This is a genomic window from Neisseria sp. GT4A_CT1 (assembly GCF_000227275.1).
Lineage (GTDB): Bacteria > Pseudomonadota > Gammaproteobacteria > Burkholderiales > Neisseriaceae > Neisseria.
Map to the genome: position 1 here is coordinate 476,256 of NZ_JH164964.1, position 18,031 is coordinate 494,286.

The window sequence follows — 18,031 nt, forward strand, 5'->3', positions numbered from 1 at the left end:
AATCGATAGGAGTCGAACATGACTGCACGCCTGTCTTGGGTAGCGTATATCCAGTATTTTGTTATAGGCATCCTGCTCTATCTGTTTGTTGTGTCTTCCACCTTTGCCGTTATTTCAGGGATACTCGGATTGGCATTGGGTAAAAGTGCGGCACAAACGGTATTGTACGGTCTGACACTGCTGTATCTGGTCGGGTTCGGTTGGATACTGTTCCGACTCTCCTGTTGCCGTGCCTATATGGATGAGACCGGTGTATGGTATTACAGCGGTCTGTTTCCATGGTCTGAAGGTATTCGCGGCATTCGCTGGGAAAACTTCGATCAGGCGCAGTACCGACAAAGTATTTTCGGCTGGGCTTCTCATAGTTATACCATCTACCTGCTCGACAGATATGGAAGAAGCGTTACGGTCAAAAACCTGCATAACGGCCGCGACTGGAGCGCGTTTGTTAATGACTATGCCTTTGATAACATCAAATAAAGGGAAGGAAATTCCGTTATGAAAATGTTGCTAGGAGTCGGTATCTTGTTCGGTTTGGTATTTATTGCCTATTTGAACCGTCATAACAACATCGGTCCTGCCATTATGATGGCTTTGGTGTTCCCTATCGCATTGGTAGGAATGGTCAGTTCCGACCGCAGAGATTGGTACGACAACTGATTTTATACCTGAGCGTTAAAAGCCCGACAGTATCCACTGTGCGGGCTTTTTTGTACTTTTAAAAAAGGAAACTGATATGAAAGTGATTTTATTGGCTGCACTTGCCGCCGTTCTGGCCGCCTGCTCCTCAGCACCCAAACAACCTTATGGGCAGGCATTTCCGATTAACGTTCAGCAACATACCGGAGCACGATAATGTTTTTCCGTAAAAAAACCAAACAACCGCAGAATGAAGAACAGTTCCAGAAAGAGCAAAAAAAACGCATCGGCAAAGAAGTAGATCAAATGATCCGGATGGCACTGGGATTTGAAAAAACCTTGGTGGATATCGCACAGCAAAATGCAAGCACTTGGAAGCGCGTCGGCATTGGCGGACTAGTTATTGCAGGTTTGTCTGTTGTTGCCGTTACCAGTCTTACGCCCTTAAAAGAGGCCTTTCCCTTTGTTATCGAAGTAGATAAGACCACGGGAGAGACCAATATCGTAACTACTATTAAAAACAAACAGATGACTTACGATGAAGTGATTAACCGGCACTGGCTGCGCCAATATGTCATGTTCCGCGAAGGTTATAACTGGAATACGGTTCAGGCGACCTATGATACGACAAAACTCTTCAATTCTCCCGAAGTTCAAGCCAAATACCGAGCTTTTTACGAAAGTCCAACTGCACCACATAAGGTTTTGAAACAAAATGCCGAAGTGCTTGTAAAGGTGACCAATATCTCGTTTGTAGGCGATATGGCGCAGGTACGATTTGAAAAACGGTTGGTTCCTGTGGGCAATTCCGAAATCAAACCGGCACCGCCGCAAAAAATGATTGCCACTATTGCCTTTGAGTTTAAGACAACTCCAATGACCGAGTCGGTTCGAGATATTAACCCCCTGGGCTTTCAAGTGTTAAGTTACAACGTTACCGAAGAGGTTGCGCAATGATGAAAAAAACCTTGCTGATAACCGGCCTTATGGCCGGTTTGTCTTTTCAGACGGCCTTTGCCGCAGTCAATCCCAACCGCTCACCATATGACAAAAGGATTCAAAGTATCAACCATAATCCCTATGATGTTGTGGTTGTAAGGGCAAAAGTCGGATATGCAACTTTGGTTCAGTTGGAGGAAGGAGAAACGGTTGATGTCGCCAATCCCGTGAATGAAGGTTTGGTAACGGGATATGGTAAGGCCTGGGGGGTGAAGGTTCGCGGAAACAACATTTTTTTCAAACCAACCAAACCCCAACCGTCCACCAACTTATTGATGGTATCCAACAAAAAACGCCGCTATTCGCTTGATTTAAAAATGGCAGATCAAAATCATCCGCCTACGTTTGTATTGGAATTTCTCTATCCGAACGATGTCCGCAAACGGCAACGGGCTGAAATGTCGAAACAGCTTGAAGCTGCTGCCGTTTTACGTGCAAACGAAGCACGTAATCCTAGCGGTGGCGACTATAACCGGAATTATTGGGGGCGCGGCAAAAAATCATTGGCACCGACCGAAATTTACGACGACGGCCGTTTTACCTACTTCCGTTATGACAATGCTAAAGATTTGCCGGCCGTATTCAGGGTAAATGCCGATGGATCTGAAGCTGCCGTAAACAGTCATGTTGAAGGCGATACGTTAATTGTCCATGAAACGGCAGAAAAATTTGTTTTGCGGCTGAATAACGCAGTTCTCGGTATAGAGAACCGCAGTTACAACCCGCAAGGTAAGTTCAATCTGACCGGCAGTACTCAAAGCCGAACCGTCCGTATGAAAAAGGATAAAAAATGAAACAAAACGAAATCAGACCCGATGATGAACAACCGAGCCTGCAAGAACGTATCGGTGACAACAGTATTGAACGCGGCATTCCTACCGACCTGAATGTTAAAAGCAGGAGCACCATGAAAAACATGATGTTCCTGTTTGCTGCATTGGCTGTTGCCGGAGTTTCCGCAGCCGCTCTGTTCAATTATTCCGGAGGTTCCGACGAAGTAGAGAAAAAAACGGAAGAGGAAGTGGTTGACGGTAAGGCAGACAGTAAAAATTTTAAAGCAGAGCAAGATGAAATTTTAGAAATGGCTCCCGATACTCCGCCAGCCGCAGCATCCGAGCCTGCCGCGGCGAGTGAAGCAAGACCTGCATCAAATCCACAGCTTACGGAAACGGACCCTGAAAAGGGCCCTGAAACGGGCGTTACAACAGAAATTCCGCCTGACGAGCGTTTTGATGTGGACCTATCCCCTCAAGGCATGGATGGAGGAACAGTTTCAGGCGCTGCGGCAGCGACACTTACTAACATACGCCCTGATAGTACGGTTGTCGGAGAAACGGATGTAGGTTCGTCAATCTCTTCGGGCAACCCGCTAACCGCAAGACTGAGCCCTGGAAATTATAAGCCTACCGTTGCTGAGAATCGCGGCGACTTAACCTATGTGTTGAATCGCGGTACGGGTATTCCCTGTGTCACTACCACAAAGATTGTCACAACCCATCCCGGTTTAGCCCGTTGCCAAGTGGCACGTGACGTCTATTCGGCCAACGGCAAGACGCTGCTGGTTGAGCGTGGTTCTACCATTATCGGCGAACAGACTTCCGCGCTAACACATGGTCAGGCCCGAGTTTTTGTTTTGTGGAATACATTGGAGACACCGGAAGGCATCCGTGTGGCCCTGGACAGTCCCGGCGGCGATTCGCTCGGCGCATCAGGGCATCCTGCCAAAGTGAATTATCACTTTTGGCAGCGGTTCGGCGGTGCCATCATGATCAGCATGATTGGCGACATAGGCAACGGATTCAGTAACGGACAGAACCGCACGTCGGGTAATAACAACCACATTTCGTATGAAAATACGAGCGATGCTGCACAGGAAATGGCTACCGAAGCCCTGAAGAACAGCATCAACATTCCACCAACCGGATACGTCAATCAAGGCACGGAAATCATGGTCTTTGTTGCCCGTGATGTAGATTTTTCAGGGGTATATGAAAACGTAACCGTCTCCAACCGATATTGACCCGAAGCCGCTCACTTAAAAGGAGCGGCTTGTTCTATAACTGCCACTGGACTGGCAGTTATAGAACAAGCCGTTAATAACAAAGGAATATGTAATGGTTCACGATAATTCTGTTTCGTCACGCAATCTACTGGACAAGTTGAAGCTGACGGAATATCTCAATACCCCTGGAGTAACCGAAGTATTCATAAACCGACCTGGGGAAGTGTTTCTTGAAGATGCCGACGGCTGCCGCCGTATTGAACGACCTGATTTACCCCTGCCCGTATTGGAAAAACTGGCAAATACGCTATGTACTTACAATAAAAAGCATATCTCATACGAATCCCCCATTCATTCGGTAACGCTACCCGACGGTGAGCGCGGCCACATCATGATGTCCCCCAGTTGCGAAAACGGAACGGTTGTTTTTGCTTTCCGCAAACCTTCGAACAGCCGTTTCACAATGTCGGACTATCTCGATACAGGTCGTCTGAATGGTTTTAACGACGTATCGGGGCACGGCGTGGCAGAACGTCGTACAGAGTCGGAAATCGAAATAGAGAGCCGCTGGGTTCGTGACATATCCGACAGGATGAAGTTACCGCCTGACGTCAAATTGACCGACTGGCAGTACAAAATGTTGGAACATAAAGCCAACGGCGAACTGAATGAATTTTTCAGAATTGCGATAGCACAGCGGTTGAATATTTGCATGGTAGGCGGTACGGGGTCGGGAAAGACTACGTTTACCAAAACACTGGCCGACATGATTCCCGCTCATGAACGGCTGGTTACTATTGAAGACACTCACGAACTCGATCTACCTTTACACCCTAACCATGCACATTTGTTTTACAGTGGGCACATCACAGCCAAAATGATTATTGCGGCATGTATGCGGCTTAAACCGGGACGGATTTTTTTGACAGAATTAAGGGGAGATGAGGCTTGGGACTATCTAGCCGCTCTTAATACCGGACACCCGGGAGGACTGACTTCCGTTCATGCAAACAGTGCCCGTGATGTTCACTACCGCATCATGCAGTTGGCCAAAGAATCAGCTACCGGCCAAACTATGGAGCCCGGTTATATTCTTAACACCGTCCGTTCCACTATTGACGTGATCTGTTACTTTGAAAAAACCCGCATGACTGAACTCTACTTCGACCCAGTCGAAAAATACTACGCTATGCAAGGGCGTTTACAGTAATACAAGGTCGTCTGAAAAATTTTCAGACGACCTTTTTATCTTGTGAAAAGAGTTGGATATGTCTGTTTACATAGATGATGAGGGACTTGGGGACTGACATCATCAAATATCATCGTATATGCAATTTTGCCTATAGATGGAGAATCCTATAAAATTGTCGGACATTTAAGAGAGGTTTGAAATGGCTGTTGCCGCAACTGTCGCACTAAGTGCGTTTCAAAGGCTTAAACAAGCACTGGAACAAGAAAATCCGCGCCCGCTGCTGCTTTCCGGAGTGGAACGGGATGCAAAATCTTTGTTTGGCACTCCGGACGCACCTTACGGTTATCTGATATTGGGTATGCTGGATGCAATCAATAACCGTAAGGACGATTTCGAAAAACGCTTTGATGTCATATCCGCATCGGACATTCCGGCTATGGCCAATTTTTTCAGATTGAACGGTTTAAACAGGATGGGATACTTTGAAGAGGCAACCGGATATTTGAAACAAATGTTTGCTGCTTCCGAAAAAACAGATGATCCTTTATTTTTAAAGCCGTTGGCCCATCTTGGAATGTTATATGGTTTTATTGAGCGACCGGGACAGATTATCGAGCGTCTAAACAAGATGAATTCCCTCGAAACAAACCAACAGGACGAGTTGGAGCGGTTGCACCTGCTTTTGAAAAATACAGAAATTGATGAAATCGTCTTGGTCTCTGCGATTCTGGCTGCGAAAAAACGGCTTAAAGAGATAGGGTTTCAGATACCTACCTATTCTTTCGGTTATTCGATTGAATCAGACATATTTATCGAATTGAAAATGCTGTGCTTTGGCAGTGATATTGACCGTATGGCAGAAGCGGATGAAATGTTGTCACGGTTATTGATCGATATGGAAGAGTCGGCAGATGCAAACTTAATTAATTTCAGCATCTCCTGCCGCCCTTATAACCGCAGTTACGGAATAGGTAGTTGAGATATGATTGAGCCTAAGGATTTCATGACCAGTGGCAGATTAATGATTGGAGAATCTGAAATAGGTAACCGGAATGCCGTCAGCCGTATTTATTACAGTGTCTATCATACCGGTCTGATTTTTGCGCGCTCTCACTTGGGATTTACCTATGAAACAGGGAAATCCATGCACAAGCAGCTTATTGATTTTTTCAAATCTTGCGACAGCAAAAACTTGAAACTCATCGGCAGACAAATGGAAAAACTGAGAAATGCCAGAAACGAGGCAGACTACATCCTTACAACATATGTTTCCCCCGAAGATGTCAAATTGGATTTGAGACTGGCATTGCAGACCATTGCCCAAATCGGACAACAGGAAAAGACACAATCTCCGTAATATCATGCAAAACTTAAAGCCGTCCGAAGTTTAGGACGGTTTTTTTATATCCAACAATTTTGAAAAAAGGATTGTAAATGCCGTATGTCAACAAAATCGAAATTATGGGCAACCTAGGGCGTAATCCAGAATTACGGTATATGCCCGACGGTCGGGCGGTTACGAACGTGTCGGTAGCCGTACAAAAAACGTGGAACGACCGTGAGACGCGCGAACAGAAAGAGCGCACCGAATGGTTTTCCGTCATATTGTACGGAGGACAGGCAGAAACCGTATGCAGACTGATGGAAAAAGGTGACTGCCTGCAGGTATGGGGGGAAGTACAGTCTCGGCAGGTTCAGGGGCGAGATGGTTCTGCAAAAACCGTGTTCGAAGTAATTGGCAAAGAAATGCAGATTATACGAACCAGCCCTCGTGAAAAGGTTTCCGGCGGTATTCACGACATGATGAAAACTTCCGTCGGACAGCCGGTTCAGAAATAACGACTGGCACAACCACCTGCCACATACTGAGTTTTCTATGCCCGCCTTTTGGCGGGCTTTATTTTGGAGTATTTGTAATGAGAAAACCCGTAACCGACATTCTGCTATCCCTGCTACTAGCTATTACTACCATATGTGTCGGTCTGTATCTAGGAGCGGTGGTTTATACGAAATGGCTGGGACTTAAAACTACACCGTCGTTATCTTTGCTTTATGCCTATTGGCAGCATTTCGACCGGTTACCGCAAGGCATGGTTTTTCCGCTGAAGGTTTCAACGGCAGTTGCTGCCGCTATCCCTGTTGTCGGACTGATTATGTTACTGGTCTCAGTTCTGAGGGGAAAAAGAAAGGAGTTGCATGGTTCATCAAGGTTTGCGAGCGAGCGCGAAATCAGGAAATCAGGGTTGTTGGACAACCCGTCAGCAAAGAAACGCAAAAAGGGAAAAGATGTGCCGGATCTGATTTTGGGCAAATACAAAGGGAAATATCTGCGTTGGTCAAACGATGGCTTTCTCTACTTGGCTGCCCGTACCCGAAGCGGTAAAGGTATAGGTTTTGTTATACCCAATTGCCTGCACTACCGACACAGTATGGTGGTCAACGACATAAAGAAGGAAAACTTTCTAATTACCGCCGGATTCCGCGCCAAACACGGGCAGAAGGTATTTTTCTTCAATCCGTCAGGAACGATGCCTTACCACACCGAAGAGCCTGACGCGCCGTTGATCAGTCATCGTTGGAATCCGCTGACTTATGTACGCCGCGATCCTGTCTATACCTATAAGGATGCGCTGTCCGTGGCGGCGATTTTTTATCCGCTTAAAAATGACGATAAGGACGGCTCGAATTTTTGGCAAGAAGCTGCACAGAAATTGTTCACAGGACTGTTGCTGTATTTGATTGAAACAGAGAAGGAACGTGATCTCAATCTAATGCAAAATATGACAACAATGACCAATCTTTTCCGACTTACCTCCCCCGCCAACGGTAAGACTTTGAAGGAATGGATAAATGACGAACTGGAATTGCGTGCTATTTCTTCTACGGCAAGTCTTAGTAGAAACTGCGTATTCTTACTGAGGGATTTTCTCCAAAAAGCAGACAAAGAGGCGGCAAGCGTCTTATCAACAATGAATGCACCTTTGTCAATCTTTCTTGATCCTGCGGTAGAGGCTGCTACAAGTGGCGACGATTTCCGCTTAGATAGACTGCGCATGGAACCGACAACCATCTATTTGGGTGTTGCTCCCAACGAGCTGAAAATTTATAGCACGCTGTTGAAACTGTTTTTCAGCCAGTTATGCGATGTCAATGTCCAGCAGGGTCTGCCGTCTGACAACCCCAAATTGAAATACCAGTGTCTGTTGCTATTAGACGAATTTACTGCGCTGGGCAATATCCCTGCCATCGAAAAAGGGGTGGGCTATCTGGCCGGTTACGGTATCCGTCCTATTCTCGTCTTTCAAACTCCTTCGCAGGTGGAAGAAGTATATGGCAGTACGGCACGGCAGACGTTCTTCTCCAATTTTGCCGTCCGTATGATTTTTGCCCCTCGCGAACAAAACGATGCAGAAGAATTGAGTAAGTTGATCGGCTTTTATACCTATAAGGCGAAAGGAACGTCCCGTTCCCGAGGTAAAAGCAGCAGTAGCGGAGTGAGTATCAGCGATCAGAAACGTGCGGTTATGAATCCCGACGAGCTCAAGGTAATGCCGAATTCCGACTGCATCATCAGTATGGCAGGGATGTCTGCTATCTATGCAGAAAAGATTATCTATGATGAAGACCCTGCCCTCAAAGATCGCGCTTTCCTGCCTATCCCACATGTTCCCGAGTTGAATGTACATCTTGAGGCAAAGAAACCGGCTGAGGTTTCTAAACCTGCATATGTTTCGCCGGAGGAGATGGAAAGTTTCAACTGGCGAGACGCGGTTAACGCTGAAGAACTGGCTCGTTCGGTACTGGAAGCGATTATTCCGGCCGGCAGCCCACCGGAATTTGTCGCGCAGATAGTTCCGGTGATTGCCCGCAACTGGGGCGAAGGCAGCCTGTCGGTTATTGCCGAGATTTTAAAAACCTCATCCGGCATCGAAATCAATCCGGAAGATTTGGAAGGGGCCACCTGATTTTTGAGGGGTGTATGTGAAAGCAAACGAAACCGTAAGACCGCTATTTCATAGTGGTCTTTGTTTTTTCATCAAGGAGTAAGAAATGGCAGATTATGACGAAATTCGGGCAGCCTTAAATCATATCGGAGCGGACGACCGAGATATGTGGATACGTATGGGGGCAGCCGTCAAAGACGAAATGGGTGAAGACGGTTTCCACCTGTGGGATGAATGGTCTCAGACAAGCGGCAATTACAACACCCGCGACGCAAAAGCGGCCTGGAAGTCGTTCAAAGCTGGACATATCAGTATCGGTACATTGTTTTATCATGCCCGGCAGAACGGCTGGCGGCCTGAAAAACCCTATGTTCCGCTTTCTGATGCCGAAAAAGCCCGGCGGCAGGCGGAATCCGAAGCAAAACGGCTTGAAGCAGAGCGGTTGCGGCAAGAAGGCTACGAACGTGTGAAGGGGACTGCGCAAAGAATATGGGCGCAGAGTGTGCCCGCCACATTGGCACACCCCTACCTTACTGCCAAAGGCATAACCGATCCCGCCGTAGTTTCAGGTATCCGCCAAAACGAATACAACGACAGCCTGAGACTGCAAATCCCTGTTTTCTACGACGGCCAACTATACAACCTGCAATCTATTGATCCCACCGGTGACAAACGCTTTTTGAAAGACGGTCGAAAAGACGGCGGTTATACGGTGATTGGCGATGCGTCCAAAATTTCAAACGGCGTGGTAATCGCTGAAGGTTTCGCCACCGCCGCCAGTATCCATCAAGCTACTGGACAGCCTGTTATCGTAGCTTTCGATGCTGACAATATGGTCAAGGTGTCCGAAACACTGGCGCGAAATCTACCATCCGACACCAAAGTAACGATTGCGGTCGATAACGATGCGTCGGGAAAAGGTTTGCATTCTGCCCGGCAGGCGGCGGCCTTTTTCGGCGATCGTGCCGTGGCCATCGAACCGGAATTCAGTATGCAGCAGATTCAGAAGTTTCAACAGACGGCGGGAATGGATAAACAAGGCAGACCGAAACTGCCGAGCGACTACAACGACCTGCACCAGTTGGCGGGCATCGAAGCCGTCAGAAAGGCTTTGACAGAAGGTCGGAATCTGGCCGCTCCCGCGTCCGAGCATCGCATACAGCTTGATACAGATATGGAGCAGGCGATTGCCGACGAGATTGCTGAATGGCAGGCACGGCAGCAAGCAGCGGATCGTGGTCATACGGCAGAATCCTCGGACAGGTCGTCTGAAAGCCCTGCATCCGAACAGTCCGGCAAACAGAAGGAAGAAGAGATGATTCAGCAAACCGAAACATTGCAAGCTGTAACCTCAAGTCAGGCAGAAGTCAACGGCATCGAATACGCGGAAAAACGACGTGAGCGGACAACCGAACCTTATCAGCCGATTGATCCCGATCATCCGTACGGCATCGGCCGTACCGGCAGTCATTTCGGCGACGCTCCACCGTTGGAAACAGATGAGCACGGCAAGGCAAAATATTTTTATGAATCCGACTTTGCCAAGTATCAACTCGATGATGCCAGAACGGATATACGTTATGTCCGCACCTCACCCGAAGCCATACAGAAAGACTTGGATGCTGCGGGAGACATCAATTTTTATTACGGTATTACCGAAAGTGGGCGGACGGTCATGTTTACCAAGACTGAACAAGGTTGGCAGTCACCGCAGCCCGGCAACCGTCCCGTCCCAGCTCAAGATAGAGCCGAGCCACCTCCACAACGGGAATCGGATACCGAACCGCTGCGGGCTTTGCAAAATGAGGGTAGAAAAGCCGTTCTCGATCTGAACTACAATATCCCGCCGGACAGTATTGCCCACCGTTATATCGTTTCAGACGGTAAATATATGTCTGCCGAAAACGGCACGACCGTAATGTTTACCGACAAAGGCAACAAATTGAGCACGGCTCGTTCTGATGCGCAAACCGTCAATGATATGTTGGAAGTAGTCAAAGAAAAAGGCTGGGACAACATCAAACTGACGGGCAGCAAAGAATTTAAGCGTGCGATGTTTCTTGCAGCAGAAAGCCGGGGAATCCGTACCGCCGGCTACCGTCCGACCAAAGAAGATTTGGCTTATCTCGACCACCTGCGTGAGGAACGGGCATTGAACGGCGTGGAAGAACGGCACACGCGCGAACCGGTTAAAACCGGTGAAAGCAATTCTCCATCCACTCACCATAACAAAAATCCTGATAGGTCGTCTGAAAAGGCAGTGCCAACCCGCGAACAGTCATCCGTACCTGCCGAAGGCGAGCGTATCGTTACCGTAGGCAGTGCCCCCTATCTTCATAACTCCCAAAATAAGGAAAGCCCGTATATCGTACTGGAACGGGACGGCAAAGAGCGCACGGTATGGGGCGTGGACATTCCCGACGCAATGGAACGCAGCGGCGCGGAAGTTGGTGACCGTATCCGGCTTCATTCGTTAGGCAGGCAGCCGGTAGAGGTGGAAGTACCGATTTACGACAAAGACGGCAAAGTTACCGGTATGGAAACAAAGGCTGCATACCGCAACATGTTTGACATGGAAATCGTACGCGAACAGGAAAAACAGAAAGAAACCTCTGTCCCGCAACCTGACACCGCCACCCTGTCCAAGGCAGACGAAATGCTGGCGCGGAGCAAAACACCTTCCGATGCCACCATCAATACTTCCTATGCCGCCGATACCCAAGCAGGCGTGCCGTTACAGGGGATAGGCCAGGGTGAAATACCTGCCGAAGTAGCGGTACGCGCGGCCAAGATGAAATCTGACGCGCTGGATACCCGGCTGCAATCGTCCAAAGCCGTCTATATGACCAAGGCTGGAAAGCTGTCCAAAGCCAACAAATCCCACCTGCAATTCCACGAACGCAACGTTATGGATGCAATTCGGGGGGTGAAAGGAGATGCTCGAAAACTGGCCTTGGCCAACTATTACGAACATACCGCCGAGAAAATGAAGGGGTCGAAGCTGGATTTACCCAAACCGGTTCAGATACCAAGCCCGCAGCATTCGGTACGGCAACAGAACGACCGGGATCGGCAGCATGAGAAAGAGCAGGAAATGGAACAGAGTCGTTAAGTTTGTCTTTCAACCATACGGTCTGAAACAGCATTGTTTCAGACCGTTTTTTTTTCGGAGTAAAACGATGGCAGATGAACTTCAACAACCGGGCAGCAGAAGGGAAATTGTGAAATCTCAAGACAACATCGAGCGTGTGAGTAATGCCGACATTCCCGAGTTTTTGAAACCGATGATTGAGTCTGGCGAAATTACCCAATGGAGGGAATTCCCAAACCGCTTTTTTGTCAATGGCGTGGATAAAGCAAGAATTATTTGGCACACGGACGAACAGGAGTTCGGTTACGCCTACCTCAACGAACTACCGAAAGAACAGTTTGAGAAATTCCGAGATACCTACAACCATATCCGTACACTGCACAAGGCAGAGAAAGAGCATCTGTACAGTGCACAGGAGGGGGCATTGGAAAAAACAGGCGTTAAGGAAGTGCCCACTATCCGGGACGTGGTACCGTTATCTCCTGAAGAACGGCTACACGCCGCCAAACATCGTTACCTGATGCAGGATACTTTTTTGACGCAACCCGAGAGGCAGAAGCGGCAATTTAAAGAGTATCTGATGGAAAAAGCAATACACGACATGCCGCCCGATATGCAAGTAAAGGCGCGGGCTAATTTTTACGAGTCGCAAATTATTGAAACTGCCAAGGAGCAGGACAAGTTATCGGATAGTCTTGGTTTTGATCCGATACGGTGATTCTCCTTTTTTCTATTGAATTTCACCCTTTAAGGCCGTCTGAACATCAGACGGCCTTATTTTTGAGTAATCGTATGAATAATGAAAATGGCAAAAGCAGCCCGATCAGGGTGTTCGGTCTATCCGAAAGTGAACAGTCATCATTGCGCGCGTTGGCTGTCATGCGATACGGCAAAGATAGTATTTCTCTACTGCTTAAGAAAACAGCACAATCTTTATTAGAACAAGCCGCAGAACCTGAACCAGTTTCACTGCCGCCGCCCAAAAGCAACAAGCGCATTACCGTCCGACTACCGGAAAAAGACCGTGCGTATTTGGAAGAGGCTGCTAAACGGCGTGGCGGCACGATCAACGATGCAATACGCGACATCATACAGACACATATCAGCCGCCATCCCATCCTTTCCGCCGTCGAACTGGACGAATTACACCATTCAAATTACCAACTTTTGAGTATCGGGCGAAATCTTAACCAAATTGCCCACAAACTCAATGCGGGTGAACCTGTCTCTCTGACATCACAATACATCGCCGAACTGCGCGAAATCATCAACAACCACACCGAGCGCGTCGGGCGGGTACTACATACCCAGCGAAGGCGTAAAAAATAAGGAGGCAGACTATGGCGACCAATCCCATAGACGACTGGTTTTTAGGTTATAAAACCCGTGCCGTCAAATCCAAAGACCGGAGCGGCTTGTATTTGGGTAACGGCCGCCGCTCGTCAAAACCGTTGAAATCTGGCAGTGGCCTAACCAACCTTAAGGCCGCCGCTCTCAAGCACCCCGAAGTAATGGTAAAAATACCTCGCCGCCTCAGTAGTAATTCAAAAGGGATTGCCGGAGTACGCGGCCATTTGGACTATGTATCACGCAACGGCAAGATACAGGTTGAAACCAATGACGGCGACCGCTTAAACGGTAAACGGGAAGTACGCGACTTGGTGGAGGACTGGAAACGACTGGGAATTGCCGAACACACCAAGCATAAAGAGGCATTGAACATCGTACTGTCGATGCCGCCAGGTACACCGCCGCAAGCCGTACTGGATGCCGCCCGAAACTTTGCTGCCGAGCAATTTGAGGGACACAAATACGCCTTTGCACTGCATCACGAGTCGGACAAAGAGGGTGAGCCGCCGCATCCACACGTCCACCTGTGCGTACTGGTGCGTAATCAGTTCGGTGATCGGCTCAATCCGCGTAAAAACGACCTGTTCGAATGGCGTGTTCGCTTTGCCGAAAAACTCCGGGAAGAAGGTGTACAGTGCGCCGCCACTAGGCGACAGCATCGAGGAATAACGCAAAAACCGGAAAAAGGCGTCTTTCGTGCCATAAAATCTCGCGGCCAAGTACCGAACCGCTACCGGCAACAGGCTGAAGAACTGATTGAAGCCGTCAAACACAACGAACGACCGACGCATCAGTCTTGGAAGAAAATAATGCACACCCGCGGACTGATAGTAGATGAGTACGGCAAAATAGCCAAAGAGCTGTACAAAATGGGACATAAGACCGAAGCACGTATCATCAGCCGGTTGGCCAAGGAAACCGCCGCTCAGCCGCGTGATACTAAGGCGCAGCAACAGTTTGACGCAGCCGTCAACAATGGCATGACTGCTGAAAAACTGACCCAAAACCTGAAGCATCAACTTGATGAAAGCGAGCAATTCAGCAATCTGGCACGAAAATTGTCGGAAAGCGGACATAAAACGGAAGCGAAGCTTATGCAGGATATTGCCGTTGCGGCAGCTGGTCGATCCATTGTCGGAGAAACATCAGTGGAACGCAGCAATAGCCAATCGGCAGAAAAACCGTCCCCGCATCATGAACACGAGGATGACGGGTTGACACGGTAGTTTTGAAACCGTACATACTACAAACCATATTTGTAGAATCCGTACGGCAACGACAACCCGGCCGCAGCACTGGAAACGGTGCTGCGGCCGGGCTTTTTTGTTTATAGGAAATACCCATCTTACTTGCTATCAATTTACAAAAATGATAGCATTTGACAGTATTCAAACAACCTCGAAAGGAACGGATATGCCTTCCATTACAGTCAGAAACCTATCCGAAGAGACCCATCGAGCCCTTAAAGCACGTGCCTTAGCCGCCGGTCGGAGTACGGAAGCCGAAATACGGCTGATACTGGATCAAGCTGCACGCCCCAAACAACGTGTCCGTCTTGGTTCACTGTTATCCGATATCGGTCGAGAAGCAGGAGGTGTGGATTTGGACATAGAACGGCAAGAGCAAACTGAGGTACGGTTCTAATGATTTTGCTGGATACCAATATCATTTCTGAACCGCTCCGCCCCAAGCCTGATTCTGCCGTCATCGCTTGGTTGGACAGACAACCGGTGGAAACACTATATCTTTCCAGCATTACCGTGGCGGAACTGCGTTTCGGCATCGCCATCCTTCCCGAAGGCGGAAAAAAACGGCTGTTGTTGGAAAAACTGGAAGAAACAGTATTACCTGTATTTTCAGACCGTATTTTGGATTTTGACATCGAAGCTGCCGTTGCTTACGCCGAAGTTCGTGCAACAGCGCGGGCGGCAGGATTCACTGTTGCGGCGGCAGACGGCTATATTGCGGCCATCGCCCGTTACCACCATATGACGGTTGCTACCCGAGATACGACTCCGTTTACCGCAGCCGGATTAAAAGTTATCAACCCGTTTCTAGGTGGTAAATAGGCCATATAAAACAACAATCTCTCTCACAGGTACTATTTTATATAGCTCACAAAAAGATATTGAGGACTGAGAAAAATACATTCATTGTATGATAAAAAAATATCCTTTGCACAAATGTGCAGCCGTTTGCGGCATCAATCAGGTGGACCCAATTTCAGTCCCCACGACAGGAGTAAACAAAGCATGACCAAGGCAGTTCAACCCCCAAAGCGTAGGCGGGGGGTATCCCCGATTTATCTGGATGATGACGACCAGCCTGAGCAATCAAACGTCATTTACATGCGCCGCCGCAAGCGCCGGCGCATTGTCTTTGGCTGGTATGGCGGTAAGTTTTCGCATCTCGATTGGTTGTTGCCCTTGTTGCCCAAGTGCCACCACTACTGCGAGCCGTTCGCGGGGTCTGGTGCCGTTCTAATCAACCGTGAAGCCGCACCAGTTGAGACTTACAACGACATAGACGGCGACGTGGTGAACTTCTTTCGGGTTCTTCGTGACCGTCATGAAGAGCTGATTAGGGCTATTGCCTTGACACCCTTTTCCCGCGAGGAATACTACCGAGCAATCTATGGCAGCACACGTGGCATCAGTGACGTGGAACGGGCCCGACGGTTCTACATCAAGGCCCGCCAGACCCGCACCGGGCTTGCTCAGACTGCTTCTCTTGGCCGTTGGGCGAACTGTAAAGACACGAGCCGAGCGGGCATGTCCGGTGTTGTCTCGCGTTGGCTTGGTGGAGTGGATGCCCTGGACGAAATCGCTCAGCGACTTATCCGGGTGCAGATCGAAAACCGCCCCGCCGTTGATGTAATCCGTTTGTATGACAGTCCCAAGACGCTTTTCTATTGCGATCCGCCCTATCTGCATGCTACACGTGGCGACACTAAGGCTTACGGCTTCGAGATGGACGAGAGTCAACATCGGGAATTTGCCGAAGCGGTCAATGAGTGCAAAGGCATGGTGGCTGTGTCTGGGTATGACCACCCTCTGATGGACGAGCTATTCAAACCGGGACGTTGGTTCAAGACCCAAGGCCCTGACAAGACGATTCACTCGACCAAAGGCAAACGGTCAGAAGTCCTTTGGACGAACTACGATCCCAAAAATCAGAAAGAGCTGTTAGAATGAGGGCCGCTGGCGCATGGAGTATCAATACCACCCAGACGATATGCACATTTTCCTAGCTGTTGCAGCCACAAAAGCAAAAGGAGTTTCGATGACACCAGAAGAAATATTACAAGACATCCAGCAACGGGCAGCCGATACGTTGAATACCTCTGTCGTAACTGACCCGGTAATCCGGGAGCGTGTCGATTACGTCTGCCGCTGCATGAAAAACCGCGCTGGAGTGCGGCTGCTCATGTCATGTTTGTTGGGGCATATGGACAAGCCGACCGTCGATCCGCGCAAGCCCTATACCAAGATTGGGGGGACTGACAGTTTTTCCGGGCGCACATATGACGAACGCTACCTGACCAAGTTCATCAACGAACACCGACTGCCTGTTAATTCGACAACCGCCTTTCTGACCCCAACACTACGCAATATCAACCATGCACTGACCACAGATCGGGAACTTGTCGGCAGCCCGCCTGACCTCTACAAAAAGACGCTTGAGCTTCTGGAAGATGTGGCCTTGAAGCGCATTCCTGCTGACGTGCTGTTTGTGGAAACTGTGCGCGTTTTGATGCTGCTGCGCGATGAGAAGCTGGCCCGTATGGATTCTCTGTTGGATGCCTTGAATCGTACCGAAGGAGCTTTGCCTCTTTCATCGGAGGCCATTGTTACACTAATAGGTCAGCACCTTGCCTGCAAGAACGCCAGCCGCTTGCCGGTGCTGGTTGTTGCAGCCGCCTACGAGGCCGCAGGGGCACGACTATCTGAAAGCATGTTACCCCTGAACTCGCACAATGCCGCCGATCTTCAAACTGGCTCATTGGGTGATGTGGAAATATGTTTGATGGGCGAGGATTTAGTTGTCACCGCCTACGAAATGAAGATGAAGCGTGTCACGCAAGACGACATCGACGCAGCAATAACCAAGATAGCCAGGTCGTCGAACAGGATTCACAACTACCTTTTTGTCACCACGGATGTGATCGACCCACTTGTGGCCGAGTACGCCGCGACGTTCTACGAGAAAACGGATGGAACCGAGATTGCCATTCTCGATTGCATCGGGTTCTTGCGGCATTTCCTGCACCTGTTCCATCGTATCCGGGGGGATTACCTCAACGCCTACCAAACGCTGGTCTTGAATGAGCCGGATTCGGCAGTCAGCCAGACCCTTAAAGAGGCGTTTCTGGCGCTGCGACAGGCCGCAGAAAGCGATGAGTGATTCAGCATGGGGCAGGCACGAATGTAAAATTGGGTCGCTAAGGATGTGGAGTGATACTTATGCCAGTCGTGCACTGAGTCGTAACACGGCTGATTACTGATAAGGCTCCTGCCCGCCGGCTGATTGTGTGTTTTGATCTTCCAGACGTTGATCAAGTTCGATCATCAGCCAAAGCCACCGATACAATAGAACTCCGAGTTCAAACTATCATATCTAGCTTCACCTCGGCTGGGTTTCTGGCTACCCTTACCTATGTGCTACCATTGCTGAAATCCTCTATTCAACTTAGTCAAAATATCGCCCCTAAACATTTCACAGTCATTTGCCTCTACAGGAAGGGCAACTCTTGTCTTTCTTGTTGATTCCATATCAATGCCTTTGATAAACAAAAAAGCCCTGCGGCCATACAG

At 48.9% G+C, this 18,031-nt stretch carries 17 protein-coding genes and 1 pseudogene; all 18 read left to right on the forward strand.

Annotated elements, in window-relative coordinates; genetic code table 11:
* Positions 1 to 18: 18 nt before the first annotated feature.
* The 18 genes and pseudogenes from HMPREF1028_RS02170 (at position 19) to HMPREF1028_RS02255 (ending at position 17,621) form a co-directional block, all read left to right on the forward strand.
* Complete coding sequence (locus HMPREF1028_RS02170) at positions 19 to 480, forward strand: hypothetical protein (RefSeq protein WP_003759641.1); 462 nt, start codon at positions 19 to 21, stop codon at positions 478 to 480.
* A gap of 18 nt (positions 481 to 498) precedes the next feature.
* Positions 499 to 660, forward strand: coding sequence for a hypothetical protein (locus HMPREF1028_RS02175; protein ID WP_003759638.1), 162 nt, complete (start codon positions 499 to 501; stop codon positions 658 to 660).
* A gap of 195 nt (positions 661 to 855) precedes the next feature.
* The gene (locus HMPREF1028_RS02180) at positions 856 to 1,596 is read left to right on the forward strand and encodes a type IV secretion system protein (RefSeq protein WP_009311159.1); all 741 of its coding nucleotides are present in this window, start codon (positions 856 to 858) and stop codon (positions 1,594 to 1,596) included.
* A complete protein-coding gene (locus HMPREF1028_RS02185; RefSeq protein WP_009311160.1) occupies positions 1,593 to 2,432 on the forward strand; it encodes a TrbG/VirB9 family P-type conjugative transfer protein in 840 nt (279 codons plus the stop codon). Before HMPREF1028_RS02180 ends, HMPREF1028_RS02185 begins: the two co-directional genes overlap by 4 nt.
* On the forward strand, positions 2,429 to 3,658 hold the full coding sequence (virB10, locus tag HMPREF1028_RS02190; protein WP_009311161.1) for a type IV secretion system protein VirB10: 1,230 nt from the start codon (positions 2,429 to 2,431) through the stop codon (positions 3,656 to 3,658). The genes HMPREF1028_RS02185 and virB10 overlap by 4 nt, the downstream gene beginning before the upstream one ends.
* 94 nt (positions 3,659 to 3,752) lie before the next feature.
* The gene (locus HMPREF1028_RS02195; RefSeq protein ID WP_009311162.1) at positions 3,753 to 4,850 is read left to right on the forward strand and encodes an ATPase, T2SS/T4P/T4SS family; all 1,098 of its coding nucleotides are present in this window, start codon (positions 3,753 to 3,755) and stop codon (positions 4,848 to 4,850) included.
* A 181-nt stretch (positions 4,851 to 5,031) separates the two neighbouring features.
* The gene (locus HMPREF1028_RS02200; RefSeq protein ID WP_009311163.1) at positions 5,032 to 5,811 is read left to right on the forward strand and encodes a hypothetical protein; all 780 of its coding nucleotides are present in this window, start codon (positions 5,032 to 5,034) and stop codon (positions 5,809 to 5,811) included.
* A gap of 3 nt (positions 5,812 to 5,814) precedes the next feature.
* A complete protein-coding gene (locus HMPREF1028_RS02205) occupies positions 5,815 to 6,189 on the forward strand; it encodes a hypothetical protein (protein ID WP_009311164.1) in 375 nt (124 codons plus the stop codon).
* Between the two features lie 77 nt (positions 6,190 to 6,266).
* Positions 6,267 to 6,671 carry a single-stranded DNA-binding protein gene (locus HMPREF1028_RS02210; protein WP_009311165.1) on the forward strand — a complete coding sequence of 135 codons (405 nt, stop codon included), beginning with the start codon at positions 6,267 to 6,269 and terminating at the stop codon, positions 6,669 to 6,671.
* 77 nt (positions 6,672 to 6,748) lie between these two features.
* Entirely contained in the window at positions 6,749 to 8,797 is a 2,049-nt protein-coding gene (locus HMPREF1028_RS02215; RefSeq protein ID WP_009311166.1) for a type IV secretory system conjugative DNA transfer family protein, read from the forward strand.
* A gap of 85 nt (positions 8,798 to 8,882) precedes the next feature.
* Positions 8,883 to 11,888 carry an LPD7 domain-containing protein gene (locus HMPREF1028_RS02220; RefSeq protein WP_009311167.1) on the forward strand — a complete coding sequence of 1,002 codons (3,006 nt, stop codon included), beginning with the start codon at positions 8,883 to 8,885 and terminating at the stop codon, positions 11,886 to 11,888.
* A 67-nt stretch (positions 11,889 to 11,955) separates the two neighbouring features.
* Positions 11,956 to 12,585, forward strand: a complete 630-nt coding sequence (locus tag HMPREF1028_RS02225; RefSeq protein ID WP_009311168.1) for a hypothetical protein — start codon at positions 11,956 to 11,958, stop codon at positions 12,583 to 12,585.
* A gap of 74 nt (positions 12,586 to 12,659) precedes the next feature.
* Positions 12,660 to 13,196: a ribbon-helix-helix domain-containing protein gene (locus HMPREF1028_RS02230; RefSeq protein WP_009311169.1), complete on the forward strand. Its 537-nt coding sequence runs from the start codon at positions 12,660 to 12,662 to the stop codon at positions 13,194 to 13,196.
* An 11-nt stretch (positions 13,197 to 13,207) separates the two neighbouring features.
* On the forward strand, positions 13,208 to 14,443 hold the full coding sequence (locus HMPREF1028_RS02235) for a hypothetical protein (protein WP_009311170.1): 1,236 nt from the start codon (positions 13,208 to 13,210) through the stop codon (positions 14,441 to 14,443).
* Between the two features lie 417 nt (positions 14,444 to 14,860).
* Positions 14,861 to 15,286: a type II toxin-antitoxin system VapC family toxin gene (locus HMPREF1028_RS02245; protein WP_009311172.1), complete on the forward strand. Its 426-nt coding sequence runs from the start codon at positions 14,861 to 14,863 to the stop codon at positions 15,284 to 15,286.
* 7 nt (positions 15,287 to 15,293) lie between these two features.
* Positions 15,294 to 15,425, forward strand: a pseudogene (locus HMPREF1028_RS15295) (IS1595 family transposase); the annotation flags it as partial.
* Between the two features lie 44 nt (positions 15,426 to 15,469).
* Positions 15,470 to 16,411: a DNA adenine methylase gene (locus tag HMPREF1028_RS02250; RefSeq protein ID WP_009311173.1), complete on the forward strand. Its 942-nt coding sequence runs from the start codon at positions 15,470 to 15,472 to the stop codon at positions 16,409 to 16,411.
* A gap of 88 nt (positions 16,412 to 16,499) precedes the next feature.
* Positions 16,500 to 17,621, forward strand: a complete 1,122-nt coding sequence (locus HMPREF1028_RS02255; RefSeq protein WP_009311174.1) for a hypothetical protein — start codon at positions 16,500 to 16,502, stop codon at positions 17,619 to 17,621.
* The last annotated feature ends 410 nt before the right edge of the window (positions 17,622 to 18,031 follow it).

Excerpts from the sequence above, each read along its gene's own strand:
- HMPREF1028_RS02170 (WP_003759641.1), top strand. The coding sequence starts at position 19 with ATGACTGCACGCCTGTCTTGGGTAGCGTATATCCAGTATTTTGTTATA.
- HMPREF1028_RS02175 (WP_003759638.1), top strand. The coding sequence starts at position 499 with ATGAAAATGTTGCTAGGAGTCGGTATCTTGTTCGGTTTGGTATTTATT.
- HMPREF1028_RS02180 (WP_009311159.1), top strand. The coding sequence starts at position 856 with ATGTTTTTCCGTAAAAAAACCAAACAACCGCAGAATGAAGAACAGTTC.
- HMPREF1028_RS02185 (WP_009311160.1), top strand. The coding sequence starts at position 1,593 with ATGATGAAAAAAACCTTGCTGATAACCGGCCTTATGGCCGGTTTGTCT.
- virB10 (WP_009311161.1), top strand. The coding sequence starts at position 2,429 with ATGAAACAAAACGAAATCAGACCCGATGATGAACAACCGAGCCTGCAA.
- HMPREF1028_RS02195 (WP_009311162.1), top strand. The coding sequence starts at position 3,753 with ATGGTTCACGATAATTCTGTTTCGTCACGCAATCTACTGGACAAGTTG.
- HMPREF1028_RS02200 (WP_009311163.1), top strand. The coding sequence starts at position 5,032 with ATGGCTGTTGCCGCAACTGTCGCACTAAGTGCGTTTCAAAGGCTTAAA.
- HMPREF1028_RS02205 (WP_009311164.1), top strand. The coding sequence starts at position 5,815 with ATGATTGAGCCTAAGGATTTCATGACCAGTGGCAGATTAATGATTGGA.
- HMPREF1028_RS02210 (WP_009311165.1), top strand. The coding sequence starts at position 6,267 with ATGCCGTATGTCAACAAAATCGAAATTATGGGCAACCTAGGGCGTAAT.
- HMPREF1028_RS02215 (WP_009311166.1), top strand. The coding sequence starts at position 6,749 with ATGAGAAAACCCGTAACCGACATTCTGCTATCCCTGCTACTAGCTATT.
- HMPREF1028_RS02220 (WP_009311167.1), top strand. The coding sequence starts at position 8,883 with ATGGCAGATTATGACGAAATTCGGGCAGCCTTAAATCATATCGGAGCG.
- HMPREF1028_RS02225 (WP_009311168.1), top strand. The coding sequence starts at position 11,956 with ATGGCAGATGAACTTCAACAACCGGGCAGCAGAAGGGAAATTGTGAAA.
- HMPREF1028_RS02230 (WP_009311169.1), top strand. The coding sequence starts at position 12,660 with ATGAATAATGAAAATGGCAAAAGCAGCCCGATCAGGGTGTTCGGTCTA.
- HMPREF1028_RS02235 (WP_009311170.1), top strand. The coding sequence starts at position 13,208 with ATGGCGACCAATCCCATAGACGACTGGTTTTTAGGTTATAAAACCCGT.
- HMPREF1028_RS02245 (WP_009311172.1), top strand. The coding sequence starts at position 14,861 with ATGATTTTGCTGGATACCAATATCATTTCTGAACCGCTCCGCCCCAAG.
- HMPREF1028_RS02250 (WP_009311173.1), top strand. The coding sequence starts at position 15,470 with ATGACCAAGGCAGTTCAACCCCCAAAGCGTAGGCGGGGGGTATCCCCG.
- HMPREF1028_RS02255 (WP_009311174.1), top strand. The coding sequence starts at position 16,500 with ATGACACCAGAAGAAATATTACAAGACATCCAGCAACGGGCAGCCGAT.